At 39.1% G+C, this 18,496-nt stretch carries 16 protein-coding genes and 1 tRNA gene; 13 read left to right on the plus strand and 4 right to left on the minus strand.

Annotation, left to right across the window (positions count from 1 at the left end; translation table 11 throughout):
• Positions 1-76: 76 nt before the first annotated feature.
• Both J7E67_RS19420 and J7E67_RS19425 read left to right on the plus strand, forming a co-directional pair.
• Positions 77-1,543 (plus strand): CoA-acylating methylmalonate-semialdehyde dehydrogenase, encoded by a 1,467-nt coding sequence (locus tag J7E67_RS19420; RefSeq protein ID WP_214732674.1) that lies wholly within the window; start codon positions 77-79, stop codon positions 1,541-1,543.
• A gap of 59 nt (positions 1,544-1,602) precedes the next feature.
• Positions 1,603-2,958, plus strand: coding sequence for an aspartate aminotransferase family protein (locus J7E67_RS19425; protein ID WP_214732675.1), 1,356 nt, complete (start codon positions 1,603-1,605; stop codon positions 2,956-2,958).
• Positions 2,959-3,019: 61 nt separating this feature from the next.
• On the opposite strand, the gene J7E67_RS19430 is transcribed toward J7E67_RS19425, so the two are convergent.
• Complete coding sequence (locus J7E67_RS19430) at positions 3,020-3,925, minus strand: hypothetical protein (RefSeq protein ID WP_214714837.1); 906 nt, start codon at positions 3,923-3,925, stop codon at positions 3,020-3,022.
• A 107-nt stretch (positions 3,926-4,032) separates the two neighbouring features.
• Between J7E67_RS19430 and J7E67_RS19435 the strand changes: the two genes are divergently transcribed.
• The 10 genes from J7E67_RS19435 (at position 4,033) to J7E67_RS19480 (ending at position 16,568) form a co-directional block, all read left to right on the plus strand.
• Positions 4,033-6,276: an AAA domain-containing protein gene (locus tag J7E67_RS19435; protein WP_214732676.1), complete on the plus strand. Its 2,244-nt coding sequence runs from the start codon at positions 4,033-4,035 to the stop codon at positions 6,274-6,276.
• A gap of 160 nt (positions 6,277-6,436) precedes the next feature.
• Positions 6,437-7,234 carry a hypothetical protein gene (locus J7E67_RS19440; RefSeq protein ID WP_214732677.1) on the plus strand — a complete coding sequence of 266 codons (798 nt, stop codon included), beginning with the start codon at positions 6,437-6,439 and terminating at the stop codon, positions 7,232-7,234.
• Positions 7,235-7,260: 26 nt separating this feature from the next.
• Complete coding sequence (locus tag J7E67_RS19445) at positions 7,261-8,109, plus strand: DUF3307 domain-containing protein (protein ID WP_214714843.1); 849 nt, start codon at positions 7,261-7,263, stop codon at positions 8,107-8,109.
• 196 nt (positions 8,110-8,305) lie between these two features.
• Entirely contained in the window at positions 8,306-8,911 is a 606-nt protein-coding gene (locus tag J7E67_RS19450) for an alpha/beta hydrolase (RefSeq protein ID WP_214732678.1), read from the plus strand.
• A 348-nt stretch (positions 8,912-9,259) separates the two neighbouring features.
• Positions 9,260-10,372: a glutamate 5-kinase gene (proB, locus tag J7E67_RS19455; protein WP_214714846.1), complete on the plus strand. Its 1,113-nt coding sequence runs from the start codon at positions 9,260-9,262 to the stop codon at positions 10,370-10,372.
• 6 nt (positions 10,373-10,378) lie between these two features.
• Complete coding sequence (locus J7E67_RS19460) at positions 10,379-11,620, plus strand: glutamate-5-semialdehyde dehydrogenase (RefSeq protein WP_214732679.1); 1,242 nt, start codon at positions 10,379-10,381, stop codon at positions 11,618-11,620.
• A gap of 156 nt (positions 11,621-11,776) precedes the next feature.
• Positions 11,777-14,083 (plus strand): ATP-dependent DNA helicase, encoded by a 2,307-nt coding sequence (locus tag J7E67_RS19465; RefSeq protein WP_214732680.1) that lies wholly within the window; start codon positions 11,777-11,779, stop codon positions 14,081-14,083.
• 173 nt (positions 14,084-14,256) lie between these two features.
• Positions 14,257-14,511 carry a FeoA family protein gene (locus tag J7E67_RS19470; protein ID WP_214732681.1) on the plus strand — a complete coding sequence of 85 codons (255 nt, stop codon included), beginning with the start codon at positions 14,257-14,259 and terminating at the stop codon, positions 14,509-14,511.
• The gene (locus J7E67_RS19475; RefSeq protein WP_214732682.1) at positions 14,501-15,220 is read left to right on the plus strand and encodes a FeoB small GTPase domain-containing protein; all 720 of its coding nucleotides are present in this window, start codon (positions 14,501-14,503) and stop codon (positions 15,218-15,220) included. Before J7E67_RS19470 ends, J7E67_RS19475 begins: the two co-directional genes overlap by 11 nt.
• Positions 15,195-16,568, plus strand: coding sequence for a nucleoside recognition domain-containing protein (locus tag J7E67_RS19480; protein ID WP_214732683.1), 1,374 nt, complete (start codon positions 15,195-15,197; stop codon positions 16,566-16,568). The genes J7E67_RS19475 and J7E67_RS19480 overlap by 26 nt, the downstream gene beginning before the upstream one ends.
• Before the next feature lie 77 nt (positions 16,569-16,645).
• On the opposite strand, the gene J7E67_RS19485 is transcribed toward J7E67_RS19480, so the two are convergent.
• The 3 genes from J7E67_RS19485 to J7E67_RS19495 all read right to left on the minus strand — a co-directional run bounded on the left by J7E67_RS19485 (position 16,646) and on the right by J7E67_RS19495 (position 17,275).
• A tRNA-OTHER gene (locus tag J7E67_RS19485) sits at positions 16,646-16,731 on the minus strand.
• A 50-nt stretch (positions 16,732-16,781) separates the two neighbouring features.
• Positions 16,782-16,949, minus strand: a complete 168-nt coding sequence (locus tag J7E67_RS32330) for a Ger(x)C family spore germination C-terminal domain-containing protein (protein ID WP_374223932.1) — start codon at positions 16,947-16,949, stop codon at positions 16,782-16,784.
• Positions 16,946-17,275, minus strand: coding sequence for a spore germination protein (locus J7E67_RS19495; protein WP_214714852.1), 330 nt, complete (start codon positions 17,273-17,275; stop codon positions 16,946-16,948). Before J7E67_RS19495 ends, J7E67_RS32330 begins: the two co-directional genes overlap by 4 nt.
• 272 nt (positions 17,276-17,547) lie before the next feature.
• On the opposite strand from J7E67_RS19495, the gene J7E67_RS19500 reads away from it, so the two are divergent.
• Positions 17,548-18,459 carry an LCP family protein gene (locus tag J7E67_RS19500; RefSeq protein ID WP_214714853.1) on the plus strand — a complete coding sequence of 304 codons (912 nt, stop codon included), beginning with the start codon at positions 17,548-17,550 and terminating at the stop codon, positions 18,457-18,459.
• Positions 18,460-18,496 lie beyond the last annotated feature (37 nt).

Consider the following 18,496-nt stretch of genomic DNA (forward strand, 5'->3'; position numbering starts at 1 on the left):
CGAGATAATGAGATTATAAGGCTATCAAGGTAGAAAATTCAAAACACTATATTAAAAAAATTAGGAGGTTATATATATGAATGTAATAAAAAAAGATACGGCCATTTTAAAGAATTTCATTAACGGTGAATGGGTGAACTCGAACAGCGTCCAAACACTAGATGTACCCAATCCTGCTACGAATGAGCTGTTAACAAAGGTACCTGTGTCAACGAAAGAGGATGTAAATCTAGCAGTAGCAGCGGCTAAGGCTGCTTTTAAGGAGTGGAAAAATGTCCCGGTTCCAAAAAGAGCCAGAATTCTTTTTAAATACCACCATCTGTTAACTGAAAACCATAAAGAATTAGCAAGATTAATTGTGCTAGAAAATGGAAAGGCATACAAAGAAGCTTACGGTGAGGTCCAGCGCGGGATTGAGTGTGTTGAATTTGCATCAGGTGCTCCAACCTTAATGATGGGAGAAACGTTATCAGGTATTGCTGAAGATATTGATTCCGAAATGTTCCGATACCCTGTAGGGATTGTCGGCGGGATTACACCCTTTAACTTCCCGATGATGGTCCCGCTATGGATGTTCCCGCTAGCGATCGCTTGTGGTAATACGTTTGTGCTAAAGCCATCTGAACGCACACCAATATTAGCTAATAGATTAGCAGAGTTGTTCATGGAAGCTGGTGCACCAAAAGGCGTGTTAAATGTGGTCCACGGTGCTCATGATGTTGTCAATGGCTTACTCGAGCATAAGGACATTGCGGCCATTTCATTTGTTGGCTCACAACCTGTTGCAAAGTATGTTTATCAGCGAGCTGCTGCAGAAGGAAAGAGAGTTCAAGCCCTATCTGGAGCTAAAAATCATCATATTGTCATGCCTGATGCAGATATGGATAAGGCTGTCCAACATGTGATAACTTCTACGTTTGGAAGTGCGGGACAACGTTGTATGGCCTGCAGTGCAGTTGTTGTTGTCGGTGATAATGAGCCGTTTGTAGCCGCATTAAAGAAAAAGGCAGATGAACTAATCATTGGTAACGGAATGGATGATGAAGTGTTATTAACACCGATTATCCGGAGGGAACACCGTGAAAAAGTACTTGGCTATATTGAAAATGGGCTTGCGGAAGGCGCTGATTTGATTAGGGATGGACGCAGAGAAATGGATGAGCTCCCAGAAGGAAATTTCTTGGGACCTACTATTTTTGATCACGTCACACCTGAAATGACAATTGCCAAGGAGGAACTCTTTGCCCCGGTATTAAGTCTCCTACGTGCCAATGATTTAGACGAAGGGTTGGAATATATTCGAAAGTCCAGGTATGGCAACGGCGCAACCATCTATACGAACAATGCGAAAGCGATCCGTCAATTCCGTGAAGAAGCAGAAGCAGGTATGCTTGGCATAAATGTTGGCGTACCAGCAACAATGGCATTCTTCCCATTTTCGGGCTGGAAGGATTCCTTTTATGGTGACATGCATGTAAACGGGAAAGACGGCTTAAATTTCTATACGCGCAAAAAAATGATTACCTCTCGTTTTGACGGTTAAGCAAGTGGCAATATTACTTTTGGTGTCAGGCACCATAATTTGAAATGGAGGGAAGCACGATGGTTCAAACAAGTCGTCCTCAGGAAACTTTATTGGAACAGGATGATAAATATGTATGGCACTCAATGAAGCCTTATAACCCTAAAGCCACAATCGTTGCAGCCAAGGCTGAAGGGTCATGGGTGACTGATGCCGACGGGAAACGTTACTTAGATGCGATGGCAGGCCTTTGGTGTGTGAACGTCGGTTATGGCAGGACCGAGCTTGCCGAAGCGGCCTATGAACAACTGAAGGAAATGGCCTATTTTCCACTTTCACAAAGCCATGTTCCAGCAATTAAACTAGCAGAAAAGCTGAATCAGATGTTAGGTGATGAATATGTCATCTTTTTCTCAAACAGCGGCTCTGAGGCAAACGAAACCGCCTTTAAAATAGTAAGACAATACCATCAGCAACAGGGTGAACATAATCGTTACAAAATTGTCTCCCGCTATCGAGCGTATCACGGGAATTCTATGGGGGCCTTGGCTGCCACCGGGCAGGCGCAAAGAAAATACAAGTACGAACCGCTTGCACCAGGTTTTATTCATGTCTCACCACCGGATTCCTACCGGGATGATACGAATGTAGGAGATCCGAAGGAATTGTCTTCCGTCAAAGAAATTGACCGGACCATGACATGGGAGTTAAGTGAAACAATTGCGGCAATGATTATGGAACCGATTATTACCGGAGGTGGTGTCCTCATTCCGCCCGATGGCTATATGAAAGCGGCAAAAGAGGTATGTGAAAAACACGGGGCACTGCTCATTGTCGATGAGGTTATTTGTGGCTTCGGCCGTACAGGAAAGCCATTCGGGTATATGAACTATGGCGTGAAGCCAGACATCATAACGATGGCAAAAGGGATTACCAGTGCGTACCTGCCCCTTTCCGCTACAGCTGTCCGTAAAGACATTTACGAAGCATTTAAAGGCACAGAGGAGTATGATTACTTCCGCCATGTCAATACGTTTGGAGGAAATCCAGCTGCTTGTGCGCTCGCCTTAAAAAACCTTGAAATTATGGAAAATGAAAAATTATTTGATCGTTCCCGTGATTTAGGGGAGCAACTCTTAAATGATTTGAAGAATCTTTTACAAGATCACCCCCATGTTGGCGATGTTCGTGGAAAAGGGTTATTGATCGGAATTGAATTAGTAAAGGATAAGCGGACCAAGGAACCATTGGAGAATGACCTTGTCAATCAGGTTATCGCCAATTGTAAGCAGGAAGGAATTATCATCGGAAAAAATGGCGCAACAGTAGCAGGATATAACAATGTATTAACATTGGCACCGCCATTAACGATTAAGCAGGTAGATTTAACCTTCCTGATCAAAACACTTACGGAGTCACTTCAGAAAATTAGATAAAAATAAAAAAAGAACCCATGTATTTACAAATGTAAATTTCATGGGTTCTTTTTTTCAGAGGTTATCTATTTTTTCTCCTTCTAGGTCGAAACCGGAAATCGTCACTACTTTCATAATCGGTAAAGGTATTAACAACTGGGGCAGCATCCACAAAATTATTTTTCACTTTTTTAGGCATCACAGGCGCCACTTTAACCTCCTTAACTACATCAGCTACTACCACTTCAATATCCTGGTGCGGCTTTTTGTTCTTAGCATTTCCAGTTTCATCTTGGACACCTTCAACATCAATACTCAAATTTTCTAGATCAGTACTAAAAGTTTTAACCTCAGTACTTAGAGTTTCAACCTCAGTACTTAGAGTTTCGACATCAGGACTTAGAGTTTTAAATTCAGTATTAAAAGCTTTTAATTCAGTATTAAAAGTTTTTAATTCAGAACTATTAGTTCTAACTTCAGGTACTTCCTCTTTAATTTCATCCATTACTTCGATCACCTCAACCACCACTTCTTCATCGGCAACATTGTCCTCAATTTCATTACTTAATTCCGCTTCATCCTCAGTTACTTCAATCATTTCGTCATCTTCGATTAAAGGTTGTTGTTTTACTTTTATAATTTTTCCAAGTGCATTTGTTCTCTTAACAGCGATACCAATTATTTCATCAATTAGAGCAGTGAATTGATCAAAGTCCACATAATTTTCACCGCTAGTTTGGATGACTTTTAGAAAATCCTGATGAAATAGATTAAATTCTTGTTCGAACTGTTCGCGGTCCATTTCTCTAAAAGATGTTCCTTTAATACGAATAAATCCATAAATTAATTTACTCAATACCTTAGAAACGGCTTGCAATTCCTCCTCACTTAAATCAGAATCATTCGTTAGATAATAATGGACATCCCGTAGGGTTTGATAATAACTCTTAAAATTCCGGCTTATTTGTAGAAAATCAAAATTACTCATAAGAAATATCCCTCCATATATATTTAATGTATAATATTCGGAAGCAGCGCAATGGTCTTTTTTATTAAAGATATGTAGGGAATATGCATATAGAAGGGATTATTTTTATGAAAGTGATAAATTTTATTAAAGAGTGGCAGCAGGCACTTCAAAATGAAATATTCCATTTAAAAAAATTTGGCAGTAATAAATTTCAAGTTTCAAATGGCAGGTTGCTTTCAACGGAAGGTTCCTATACATACTACTTTGATACCGCTATTTCTATCCGTATACCGATTGGGTCTCAGGTTCGACTTGAATGGGGAAGCATGAAACTGAGTGGACGAGTCCTTTCTTCAGAAGGTAAAGGAGCGATGCTCTCCTTGGAGCAATCTTTCGGAGATTTAATCCATGAAGCGCAGCTTTTTCACGATCCTTGGGAGCTCCTAGAACAGCTCATTGAACGTCTCGATGAGATGAAAAAAAATAAGCAAAAACGAATCAGAGTGAAACGGTTGATGGACCCTTCGATGCCTGCTAAGCATCCGATGGAAAAAAGTAAAAGCAATGTTCATGAGTTAGTTTTACGTTCCAAATACAACCCCGTTACCTTCGTTTGGGGCCCACCTGGAACAGGTAAAACCTACACCTTGGCTCGTGTAGCTGCTAATAAGTATTTTCAGGAAAAAAAAGTGTTGATTTTATCACACAGTAACCAAGCAGTTGATGTTCTAATTAGTGAGATTTCGACCTTTATTAATAAGAAGGGACGTTTCCAAGAAGGGGATGTGCTCCGCTATGGTTTCAATACAGGAGAGCAACTCGCCAATCATGAAGCGGTTACAACAAGTCAACTCCTTCTGAAAGAGGATCCTCAGCTTGCGGAAGATAAAGAAACTTTAATAGAGGAAAGACGGAAATTAAAACAGGATATCGCCCGTTCTTTTAGTAAAAGGGACACAAATCAATTGCTAGAGCTTGAGACCAAGATTGCCAGGGTCCTCGAAAAGATTCGCCATAAGGAACTTGAATTTATCAAGGATGCGTTTATTGTCGGGACAACATTGGCTAAGGCAGCGGGTGATGCAGCCATCTATGAAAAAGAATTTGAGATTGTAATCCTTGATGAGGCAAGCATGGCTTATGTTCCTCAGGCGGCATTCGCTGCTTCACTCGGAAAGCGTGTCATTATTTGTGGCGATTTTAAACAATTACCTCCAATTGCCTCCTCTCGAGATCCGATAGTCACGATGTGGCTAAAAGAGGACATCTTCCACCGGGCAGGCGTTGTCGATTGGGTAAAGAATGGGATGCTTCATCCGCACTTATTTTTATTAAAAGAGCAACGGAGAATGCACCCGGATATTTCTGCGTTTACGAATCAGACCATTTATCATTCGCTTGTGGGGGATCATGAAAGTGTTCTAAAAAGTAGAAAAAGAATCGTCGACCTTGCGCCTTTTCCAGGGATGGCAGCGGTACTTCTTGATACAAGTCATCTTGGGGCACATTGCATGACAGAAAAGGGGTCAAATTCACGGTTGAATTTGTGGCAGGTATTATTGTCTTTTCAATTAATTCATGAATCCTACCAGGCTGGGTCAAGATCGATTGGATATGCCACACCATACCGCGCTCAAGCCAATTTAATGGAGCTGATTCTATCAGATTTATATGAACAAGAACTCTTAGCAGCCGATATTATTGCTGCGACCGTACACAGATTCCAAGGCAGTGAGCGTGATGTCATGGTTTTTGACACCGTTGACAGTGAGCCACAAACACGGGCTGGGATGCTTCTAACTGGCAAGGATAGTGAACGGTTGATCAATGTTGCGATCACAAGAACGAAGGGAAAGTTCATTCATGTCAGCAATCAATCCTTTATCCGGAAGCATGTCTATAATCGTAAAACAATGCGTCAGCTTGTAGAACATCAAGAAAGAAATCAGCAAACTATCGGGACAAAGGATATTGGAAAATGGATAAAGGATCAGCACCCAAGATTGCAATGGATCCATGCACTTAAGTTAGAGAAAGTATTCAGAGACATTGATTCTGCTAGATCATCGATCATTATTTCTTTACCAGAACAAACATTTCTTTCCGCACAATGGAAGGATAAGCTGAAAAATAGGAGCCATTCTGTAAAATTAACTGTCTTTTCAGGAGAGCCTTGGACGGAGTTGCAACCAAATCAATTGCTGAACGAAAGCCTGTCGTTTCCATTTATCATGATTGATGAGCAGCTTTTGTGGTTAGGTTTACCGGTGGAGGCGGCAAAAGGAGTACAACCGCCTTATATTGCAGCCAGACTCAATTCAGAGAAGGTATGTGAGTATTTTATGGGACAGTTTCAGGCTCGGGAGTAGTTGTATTATAAGTTTGAGTGGAGGGGAGTCCCTCCACTTTTAAATAACCAGAATGATAATTTCACTAAATGAACTAATCTGTCTATAGTTTGACATAATAACCTAATTTAATTAAAATTAGATTATATAATCTAATTAATTTGGTTAAAGGGGATAAAAAATGAATTATCCTATATCTATTTTTATTCTGGATGTAAGCAATTCCTCATCAGAAAAAATGGGGGAGGAACTCACTGTATATTTGGATGAGTTAGTCGACAGGATCACTTGTTGGACAAAGAATATTGGTCCTTCCCAAATAAAGCATCGTGCTGGAGATGAAATTATTTTTGTTGGACCTGGTTATTCAACCGCTTATACGATTGCATTTTTTGTAAGCAGGGTATGGAGATACAAGGATCATATGCCTTATTTTGGCTTGGCTTTTGGTGATATTGAAAAAGAGTTAAAGGAAGTGGATCTTGAAAAATGGATCCATCCATTAGTCAAACAGGCAAGATATGCAAATGATTTAATAAAACAAGAAAAGAACAGAACGCTATTTAAGTTTGAACTGGACCAGTTTTACCCAAGTGATATGGATTACTCGTTACCTTATCACCAGTTCAGAAATGAATTTGAGAAACTGATGAATACGTTATTAAATTTGCAGCTAAAATTTATTAGGAGTCAAACGGAAATTCAGGAGCTCGTATGTTCGCTCTACCTTATTTTAAATCAGCAAAAGGCGATTGGTAAGCTTCTAGGGAGAACGGCTCCTACAATATCGAGCCATTTTAAAAAGGGAAATAGTGAAGAAATCCTAGATACTTTTTCAAAAATTATTAGTATACTGCATTCATTACAGGAAAAGGCCTACCCTGAATTTACAAACATTCCACAACAGATAAATGAAAAATTAACCAAAAGCATCCAGAATGATTTGAAGGGAAGAATAAATACACTCATTGATTCTTAGATTCCAGCATAGAGAGAGGAGAAACCATGTTATTTTTCTGTCTAGTTATTGCACACTTAATTGCTGATTTTTATTTACAAACAGATGACATGGTCATTGAAAAACGAAAGAATTTACGAAAGCATTCCGTTCACCATTTTTTCATGACTGCACTTGTCCTTATCAGTTTCTGGATTTTCCAGTTCAATGTTGAGAATGTCCTTAAAAACCTATTAATCCCCTTGATTGTTATCGTGCTGACGCATCTTTTGGTGGATTTATTAAAGATTAAACTGCTTGAAAATATAAAAATGAATAACGAAGAAAACATGAAGCGGTTAGGTTTCTTCGTTCTAGATCAGTTACTGCATCTAGGAGTAATTATTTTAGTATGTGAGTTGTGTTTTGATTTTAAAATTGAACGTTTTTTTCAGAAGCAATCGGACTTGAATTTTATTGATTCTGTGCTATTTATAGTCATCATTGTCATCTTAGCAACAAGTGTAAGCGGGCATATGATCAAAATTCTCCTAGGAACCTTACCCAACCAGCTTTTAACCTTTGAGGGGAAATATACATTTAAAAATGAACGAAATGAAGCAGAGATTGTACATAAGGGGAAAAACGGATTAACTGAGGTATACAATTATACTATTTTTAGTAAGCATGAACTTTCGCGTGGCAAATTAATCGGCTATATTGAGAGATTACTAGTTTTATTGCTAACGTTTTATAGTGCCTATCCAGCAATAGGATTTATTGTCACTGCCAAATCGATTGCACGATTTAAACAAATGGATGACAGGGACTGGGCAGAATATTTTCTGCTGGGAACACTTTCCTCAATGTTTCTAGGAATCACACTTGGTATTTTGTTAAAAGTAGTAATTACGTAAGCATTGAGTGGGTGCTTTTTTATTATTTATCGAAAGGTTTCAAAAAAGTTGACGGAAAAATCATTTAGTATTACTATTATCTCGTATTCGAGATATTTTTAAAAAAGATGAACATTTTAGGACGATTAGGAAATGACCAAGTTTCTAACAATAACTGTAAGGAAACTTTTTAGCTTGAGGAAGGGGACGGACGACGATGAAACATATTTTTCAAAAAGGGAAAGTCGCAAGCAAACCAACTTTTTTATTGCTGCATGGGACAGGCGGAACAGAATTAGATTTGATTCCTTTAGCAGGTAAAATCGATGAGGAGGCTTCTTTTCTAAGTGTGCGTGGAAATGTCCTTGAAAATGGGATGCCGCGTTTTTTCCGAAGATTAGCGGAGGGTATTTTTGATGAAGAGGATCTTATTTTTCGCACAAAAGAATTATATGAATTTCTAGATGATGCAGCTAAAAAATATGAATTTGATCGAAACAATGTCATTGCGATTGGGTATTCAAATGGTGCGAATATTGCTGCCAGTTTGTTGTTCCATTATCAAGATGCCTTAAAAGGAGCAATTCTCCATCATCCTATGGTTCCTTTAAGAGGGATTTCTTTGCCTGATTTATCAGGAACATCCGTATTTATTGGTGCTGGAACAAATGATCCTATTTGTTCACCATTGGAATCAGGTGAACTCGAAAAGATGTTGGAGCAGGCTCAGGCGAAGGTCCATCTTCATTGGGAGCATAATGGACATCAATTAACCTTTGATGAAGTTGAGGCAGCAGCGCAATGGTGTAAAAAACTCATTTAAAAGAGCTAATCTATTTAGCTCTTTTTTCAATAATTTAAAATATTCTATTGACTTTTATCCAATTTCTAAGGATAATCAAAGAAATATAAATCGAAAACAGTTTGGGATTAGTAAATCTTTGGAACGTGATAGAGAGTGAAACCCGTTGGCTGAAAGGTTTCTCACGGAAAAAAGTCTGAACCTGCCCTCACACGCTGCTTATGCAAACATAAGCCGTCACCCTCGTTACGGGATTAAAGTGGGTGCATGGCATCAATAAAGGTGGTACCGCGGAAACGACTTTCCGTCCTTTTTTTTAGGACAGAAGAGTCGTTTTTTTATTTTACAAAAAGAAAGGTTCGGAATGCTATGAAAAAACAGCTGGTGGTTGTTAAGATTGGGAGCAGCTCGCTCACAAATGCCTCAGGAACAATTTCTGAAGAGAAAATACGAGACCATGTAGAGGCACTTGCCTTTTTGAAAGAGCAAGGGCATGATGTTCTCCTTATTTCATCCGGAGCAGTTGCAGCAGGATTTGGCTCACTTGGATATCCATCTCGTCCAAAGACAGTTGCTGGTAAACAAGCGGCCGCAGCTGTGGGACAAGGGTTGTTGATGCAGAATTATATACAGTTATTTAAAGAGTTTGCGATAGTGCCAGCCCAAATCCTATTAACTCGTGAAGATTTTTACAGCCAGGTTCGGTTCCATAACCTCTTTAATACCATTCATGAGTTACTTCAAAAAGGTGTTTTACCGATCATTAATGAAAATGATTCGGTTGCGATTGAGGAATTGACTTTCGGTGACAATGATATGCTCTCAGCGCTCGTTAGTGGGTTTTTACATGCGAATGCATTGATTATTTTAACAGATGTGAATGGTTTATATGATGGCAATCCAAAATCATCGAAAGAGGCAAAAAAATATCATTTTATCCCTGAAATATCTGAAAAACTCCTCGGTGTTGCCGGAGAAAGCGGTTCTTCTGTTGGAACAGGTGGAATGAAATCAAAATTACTAGCTTCAAAAAAAGCTCTTTCCCTTGGTGTCAGTGTTTTCGTCGGCACTGGTACTGGAAAGGAAAAACTGGTTGATATTTTAACTGGTAAGGGAGATGGGACGTATATCGGCGGACCATTCCAGACGCAAATGCAAATGAGAAAGCAATGGATTGCTTACCACTCTCAGGTCGGTGGTGTGATCGAAATTGATGATGGCGCGGAAAAGGCCGTTGTGTTCCAGGGCAAAAGTTTACTTCCAGTGGGTGTCACAAATGTCATTGGCGAGTTTAACGCCTTAGATGTAGTCGTTGTCCAGAATCAAAAAGGCAAAATTGTCGGAAAAGGACAAATTTATTATTCTTCTAAGAATTTACTAAAAGTAAAAGGCTTGCCAAGTGAACAATCGAAGGATTATTCCATTAATAAAAAAGCAGAAGTCATTCATCGTGACAATTGGGTCACAATGCCAAAGGAGTGAAACGGAATGAGTGAGTTGTTAGAAAAAGCCAGTAAATTAAAAAAAGCTGCTAAACAATTGGGAATGCTGTCAGCGGAAGAAAAAAACAATGCGTTATTGATGATGGCTGACCATTTATTAACTGAAAAAGAATGGTTAATTACTGAAAATGCCAAGGATATTGAAGCGGGAAAAGAAAATGGATTGTCACCGTCCCTTTTGGATCGACTTATGTTAACAGAAGAAAGAATCGAGCAGATCGTGGATGGAGTTCGTCAGTTAATTGATTTGAAGGATCCAATTGGTGAAATAATCGAAACATGGGACCGTCCGAATGGTTTACAAATAGAGATGATCCGTGTCCCGCTCGGGGTGGTCGGAATGGTGTATGAAGCACGACCCAATGTTACCGTTGATGCGGGAAGTCTTTGCTTAAAAGCTGGAAATGCAGTTCTTTTAAGAGGGAGCTCTTCCGCCATTCATTCCAATAAGGCACTTGTCCATGTAATGCGCAAGGCACTTGCAGAAACGGCTATACCTGTCGATGCCGTACAACTATTGGAGGACACGAGCCGTGAAACAGCTTCAGACATGTTTAAATTGAATCAATACCTAGATGTTCTCATACCACGCGGCGGAGCGGGGTTAATTCAATCAGTGATCCAAAACGCTACGGTTCCAGTATTGGAGACGGGTGTAGGCAACTGTCATGTTTTCATTGATGAAACAGCAAATGAAACGATGGCAATAGATATCGCAATTAATGCAAAATTGCACCGTCCATCTGTTTGTAATGCAGCCGAAACTGTAATTATTCACAAAAAGTGGCCTTTTGCATCTGAATTATTAAGTTCGCTTCATGACCATGGGGTGGAGTTGCGTGGAGATGAAGAATTAGCTTCTGCCTATTCATTTGTAAAACAAGCAACAGAAGAAGATTGGTGCTCAGAATTTTTAGCACCAATTTTGGCGGTAAAACTGGTAAGTGATGTGAAGGAAGCAATTGACCATATTGATCAATATGGAACAAAACATTCTGAGGCAATTATCAGTGAAAATCCTGAAAATGTTGGTTTGTTTTTTCAGGCAGTTGATGCAGCGGTGTTATACCATAATGCATCGACTCGGTTTACCGATGGTGAGCAGTTTGGATATGGGGCAGAAATTGGAATCAGCACACAAAAGCTTCATGCTCGAGGACCAATGGGACTCCGTGCACTCACAACGACAAAAGCGATTGTCCGTGGCACTGGACAAATTCGGTCATAATCATTTCAAGAAAAGAACAAGTAAGGAGGCTGGTTAGTCCTTACTTGTTTTTTTATTTATGGGATGGTTACGATCCATTCAAGAGGAAAAACTGGTATAATAATAAAAGCAAACATATATTCTTATGAATGATTTTCTAGTAAGTTGGTGGTTTTAGTGTCCGACGCTATTTCTATATCAGTAAGAACGCTCGTTGAACATGTTTTCATGAGCGGCAGTATTGATTCACGTTTCCGCTCTCAATCGACGCTTCTGGATGGGACAAGGATTCATCAAAAGATTCAAAAAACGTATCAAGAAGATGATCAAAAAGAAGTGTATCTCCACGCGGAAGTCCCATTTGATGAGCTTTCCTTCTTTATTGATGGCAGGTGTGATGGGTTATTGTTTCGTGGGGATGAAGTGATCATCGACGAAATCAAATCATTTTCACAGATGTCAGAGCAGATACAAAATGGAGGGTATCCTGTGCACTGGGCGCAGGCAAAGATGTATGCCTATATGTATGCCAAGGACAAGGTGCTAGAGGAAATCTTTGTCCAACTTACCTATGTCCACGTTGAAACAGAAGTGAAAACATTTTATAAAAAGAAGTGCCCGATTTCAGAACTTGAAGCATTTGTTGGTCAGGTAATAGAAGACTATGCACCATACGCTAAGCTGCTCCATGAGAATCGGGAAAAACGAAATGGAAGCTGTAAAGAGCTAGCCTTCCCATTTGATTCCTATCGCGAGGGACAGCGGAAATTAGCTGGAGTGGTTTATAAGACGATTTTAGATGAAAAAAATCTGTTCACTAAAGCGCCAACAGGAATCGGCAAGACGATATCGACACTCTTTCCTTCGGTAAAAGCAATCGGGGAGGGGCTTCTGAATCGAGTTTTCTACCTTACGGCTAAAACGATTACCCGTACAACTGCCGAAGAGGCGTTTAAAAAAATGCGCTCTTCAGGTCTTTGTATGAACACGCTGACCATTACGGCCAAGGACAAGGTTTGTTTTAAAGAGGAAACTATTTGCCAAAAGGATTATTGTGAATTTGCAAATGGCTATTATGATCGGATCAATGACGCGATTCATGATATCCTAACACATGAAACCGGCATGACCCGTGAAGTAATTGAAATATATGCAAGGAAACATACGGTCTGTCCATTTGAATTTTCGATTGACCTTGCCTATACAGTGGACTGTATCATCTGTGACTACAATTATATTTTCGACCCGCGGGTATCGCTAAAACGTCTGTTTGAAGAGCAAAAAAAACATACCGCACTCCTAGTCGATGAGGCACATAATCTGGTGGACCGGGGGCGTGAGATGTTTTCAGCAACCTTAAACAAAGAATTATTTCTCCAATTGAAAAAGGATTTTAAGGGTGTCAATAAAGCAATATATGAGTCTGCAACCAAGCTAAATGCTTGGTTTATTTCTCTCAAAAAAGAAAATCTAGATAAAAATGAATTCACCATTGATCATTTGGATGAAGAATTAATTGAACAACTGATTCAATTTGTAGAAAGCGCAGAACAGGTTCTTCAAACAGAAACGTCACAATCTCTTTTGGAAGCATACTTTGTGGTAAATAATTTTTTAAAAATTACCGAGTTGCTTGATGAACATTATGTCGTTTATGCCGAAAAAATTAAAAACGATTTACTCGTGAAGCTTTTTTGCATTGATCCTTCAAAGCTTCTTAAACAAATGGGGAAGGGCTATCGATCAAAACTATTCTTTTCGGCCACATTGTCTCCTTTATCCTATTATCAAGAAATCCTTGGTGGGCAGGACGATGATTATGCAATATCCATCCCTTCACCATTTTCAAGCGATCAAGTCGACGTCTTTATCAATCCATTATCTACTCGTTACCGAGACCGGGAACAGACAAAGCGTTCAATTGTATCTGCAATCCAAGCCCTGATTAAAAACCGGCCTGGGAATTACTTTATCTTTTTCCCATCCTATCAGTATTTACTTATTGTTTATGACCAGTTCAAGCAACAAGACCAAGAAACCAATACGATCATCCAAGCATCAGGAATGACCGAAACTGAAAGGGAAGATTTCTTGGCGGCATTTAAACCCAATCAAACAGAAACATTACTGGGCTTCGCTGTCCTCGGCGGTATTTTTTCGGAGGGTGTCGATTTAATTGGAGATCGTTTAAATGGGGTGGTGGTGGTTGGTGTAGGATTGCCACAGCTGTGTTTTGAACGGAACCTTATTAAGGATCATTTTATTAAGAAAAACAAAAACGGTTATGACTATGCCTATGTATATCCTGGGATGAACAAGGTTTTACAGGCAGGAGGGCGCCTGATTCGCTCGGAAGAAGACCATGGAACCATCGTATTAATCGATGACCGATTCCTCCAGCGACAGTATCAAATGCTCATGCCGCTGGAATGGCAGCAGTATACGGTTGGTTCTCCACAAACACCTCTATTAAAAGGCAAATAAACCCTTATGGAAAATATCCATAAGGGCTTTTTTAGTTAAATTTTTGATAAAATCCTAGTTTCCAACACACAGAATATATTTATTTTTGCATAATAGGTGACAATTTTGGAAATTAAACATATAATGAATTAAAAGTTGCACAAGGTAAAAACTTTGAAGGAGGGGAAAGAGAGATGGATAACCCTAACATTATCAAACTGGTAAATGGTGAAAAAGGCAATTTAATTAAAATTACTTCTTTAAATCTGGACGGTGTGATGAGAAGAAGATTATTAGACTTAGGATTTGTGGCAGGTGCATTAGTTGAGGTCATGCGTAAAAGTCCGTTGGGAGACCCGATTGCCTTTCGTGTCAGTCAAACGACGATTGCTTTGAGGAGTGAAGAAAGTTCAAGAATAGAAGGGGAGCTGTTGTCAAATGGGGAATGAATTTCGAATTGCTTTAGCTGGAAATCCTAATACTGGTAAAAGCACATTGTTTAATGCCTTAACGGGACTAAGACAGCATACCGGAAATTGGGCTGGAAAAACCGTTTCACTTGCGCAAGGGACTGTTCAGCATAAAGATAAAACGTTTAATTTTATTGACCTGCCTGGCACCTATTCGCTTTTCTCGAATTCAACGGATGAAGAAGTAGCGCGAAATTATATCGTTTTTGAAAAACCAGATGTGACAGTTGTGGTACTTGATGCGACTTCATTAGAGCGGAATTTTAATCTTGCGTTGCAGGTATTAGAGATGACAAAAAATGTTGTCATTTGTATCAATTTAATTGATGTTGCGGAAGAACAAGGAATTCAGATTAATGAACGATTGTTGACCAATCGGTTGGGGGTTCCTGTTATCAAGATTTCTGCCAGGAACAAAAAGGGATTCCCTATGCTCTTAGATACCATTGATCGCATTGTGACAGGGGTGATTGAATGCAACCCGGTTCAAGTGTCCTATCCTGCTGAGATCGAAGCCAAGATTAAAATAATTGAACCTAAAGTACGTGAATTTGTTGGAGATCAACTATCCGCTCGTTGGGTTTCTTTGAGATTGCTAGATGGAGATGAAACATTACTGAATGAAATTAGTAACCGAGTTGTTACAGGAGGTGGTTTAGAGAATGAGTATTCAAAAGCTTTATGCTGAAGCTCAGGAGCTGTCGACACCAAAGCTGAGAGATGATATTGTTCAAAACCTTTACGATCGCAGTCATAAATTATGTCATGAAGGAATTTCCTATACAAAATCGAAAAGAGACACAAGGACGGAAAAGCTGGACGCGATTTTTACTTCACCTATTTTTGGTTTTCCCATCATGATTACTATGTTAGGAGTACTATTTTATTTAACAATCGCAGGAGCAAATATCCCATCCTCCATGTTAGCTGAGTTTTTTGGTTTCTTAGAAGGGTATATTACATCATTTTTTACCTTCCTGCATGCTCCTGATTGGCTTCATGGAGTTCTTGTTCTCGGATTATATCGGGGAACGACTTGGGTTATCAGCGTCATGCTGCCGCCGATGGCCATCTTTTTTCCAACCTTTTCACTTCTTGAAAATTATGGTTATCTACCTCGAGTAGCGTTTAATATGGATCGTCTCTTTAAAAGGGTTGGAGCGCATGGTAAGCAGTCGTTAACAATGGCGATGGGATTTGGCTGCAACGCTGCCGCCGTTATTTCAACAAGGATTATTGAATCTCCAAGAGAGCGGATGCTGGCCATCCTTACAAACAACTTTGTTCCATGTAATGGACGATGGGGAACTTTAATTGTTTTAGCTTCGTTATTCATGGCTGCCAATTTTACAGGTGGGGCAGCATCACTTGTTACCACAGGGGTCGTTGTCGGTATTGTTTTATTTGGTATAGTGGTTACCTTTTTTGTTTCTTGGGTTCTGTCGAAAACGGCCCTTAAAGGAGTACCAACTCACTACACTTTAGAACTACCGCCTTACCGTAAACCGAAGATATTTGATACTGTGATTCGTTCGTCTTTAACAAAGTCCTGGTCTGTGTTAGTTCGTGCCGTTAAAGTTGCCGCTCCAGCAGCGATATTAACTTGGGTATTCGCAAATATTTACATTGGTGACACAAGTATTCTCATGTATGCCGTCGAGTTTTTGGATCCGTTTGGCAAAATGCTTGGCCTTGACGGCTACATCATGATGGCATTTATTTTAGGGTTACCGGCAAACGAAATTGTGCTTCCGATTCTGTTAATGGGTTATTTATCAACAGGATCTTTAACCGAAGTTGATAGCATGGTAGATTTGAAGAAAATCTTTCTTGATCACGGTTGGACGTGGCTCACAGCATTAAATATGATGCTGTTTTCACTTCTTCATTATCCATGCGGAACGACCTTACTTAATATTTATAAAGAAACGAAGAGTAAGAAATGGACCTTCCTAGCCTTTTTAATTCCGACGGTTATCGCGATACTTGTTCCACTTATTATTACACAGACTGTGAGATACTTTGGCTTATTATAATCTTTAAAAGGGACTGACATTTTTGTCAGTCCCTTTACTCATTTTGGAAGATATTTGTTCCTTGGTTAAAAAGTAAAAGGGCTTGATGGGATTTGAACCCACAAGACACTCTGCAGTCAACAAGAAGGACTACAGGTTGCTCTACCACTTGAGCTACAAGCCCTGATTTTATTTTGACCATGTTTTTGAAAAATATCCAATTCATTTAACAAATTATTTCACAATCCCAGTTTGTTTGATATCTACCTTTACATTTACATGCACTTTTGTAGTGGGATAAAGTCGATTCCATTTTTTTTCATTAAAACTGCGAGAATGCTCTTTAAAAGTAGCACCTAAACCCAAGGGGTCCACCTTATGATTTTGAAATTTCCGAATCATTTATAGTGCTTTTTTCTAGTAATAGGAACAATGACTAGATTTGGGGAACCATCCACTGCAATGATAATTTTCCCTTCAGTTAAACCTGCAGCTACCCGATCTACTCGCTCAGTTGATATGGATTGGGGAAATAAAGAATTTGAATTGTCTTCAATCATGGAAGAAACATAGGCACTGTCCTGAATATGATCATTTTGAACATCGTTTATACTTTGAACCACCGTGTTAACATTTTCTGAATCGGCGACCCCATCCAAATATATAACCGCAATATTTGTTTTTGAAAGTTCGCCAACTTTCATTTCGATTATAAGCAGTTCAGGCACGGGTAAGCCAATTTTCCTCGTCGGATTTATGTGAATTTGTTCCCATGTCAGGTTGTTCTTCCTTAGGTGTCATTGATATCCCTCAAAATACTTTTTTCTAATTATGTGTAGAATAGGAAATTTTATGCAAATTATCCATGATCATTAAGAAAATGCAAGGAAAGATTAACAAAAGGAGGAATATCAAAAGTAAAAAATGAGAAATTAAGTATATGCAATGATTATCTTTGAGCGAATATTATTGAAAGTTGGTGAAAAGCTTGAGAATATTCATGATAATTCTATTTTCTATTTTATTAGGAGGCTGTTCAGCTGGAAATTTAAGTGACCAAAATCAAGTCCAACCCACTTCACCATCAAAAATTGAAGATAGTACAAATCAAAAAGACAAAAAAGGAACCATGAATTTTCTGTTGATTGGGAGTGATTCAAGAGGCGAACCTCATTCCTTCTCAGATGCAATCATTATAGCCCAATATGCTCCTAAAGAAGGTAATATCAAGTTAATTTCCTTAATGAGAGACAGTTATGTCAAAATTCCTGGGCATCGAAAAGGTTATGATAAGCTCAACATGGCCTATTTTATTGGCGGAAATGAATTATTAAAAAAGACTATTTATCAAAATTTCGGAATTAAAGTGGATCACTCCGTTTCCATTGATTTTGAAGGGTTTGCGAACTTCATTGACCTGATTGCTCCAGAAGGTATAACTGTGAATGTTAGTCAAAAGATGATTGACGATTTCCAAATGAACGTAAAGCCTGGAGAAAATGCACTGAAAGGAAGAGAATTGTTAAAATATGTCCGGTTTAGACATGATGACGAGAGTGATTTTGGCCGAGTGAAACGACAACAGGAAGTCATTGTCAAGGTAAAGGAACAATTAAAAAATAAGTTTAGTCATTTTGAGTCGTTAGCAGCTCTGCCAGATTTTGTGGAGGAGAGTTTAAATCATGTAGAGTCAGATATGGACAAAGGAGAGATATTATCAGTATTATCTAAATTGGTCTTTTATCCAATCAAGAATATCGATAGGTTACGGATCCCAATCCAAAATAGCTATGTAAATAAAACCTATCCTCATGCTGGAGTCGTTCTTGAAATAAACATGGAGGCAAATAGAGAGGCTTTAAAGGATTTCTTACTGAAGCCTTCACCAGTTAACAGAGAGTATCATTATTAATAACAAAAAGCAGACATAAGCTCGGTAGCATGTCTGC

The organism is Bacillus sp. ISL-46, from assembly GCF_018613205.1.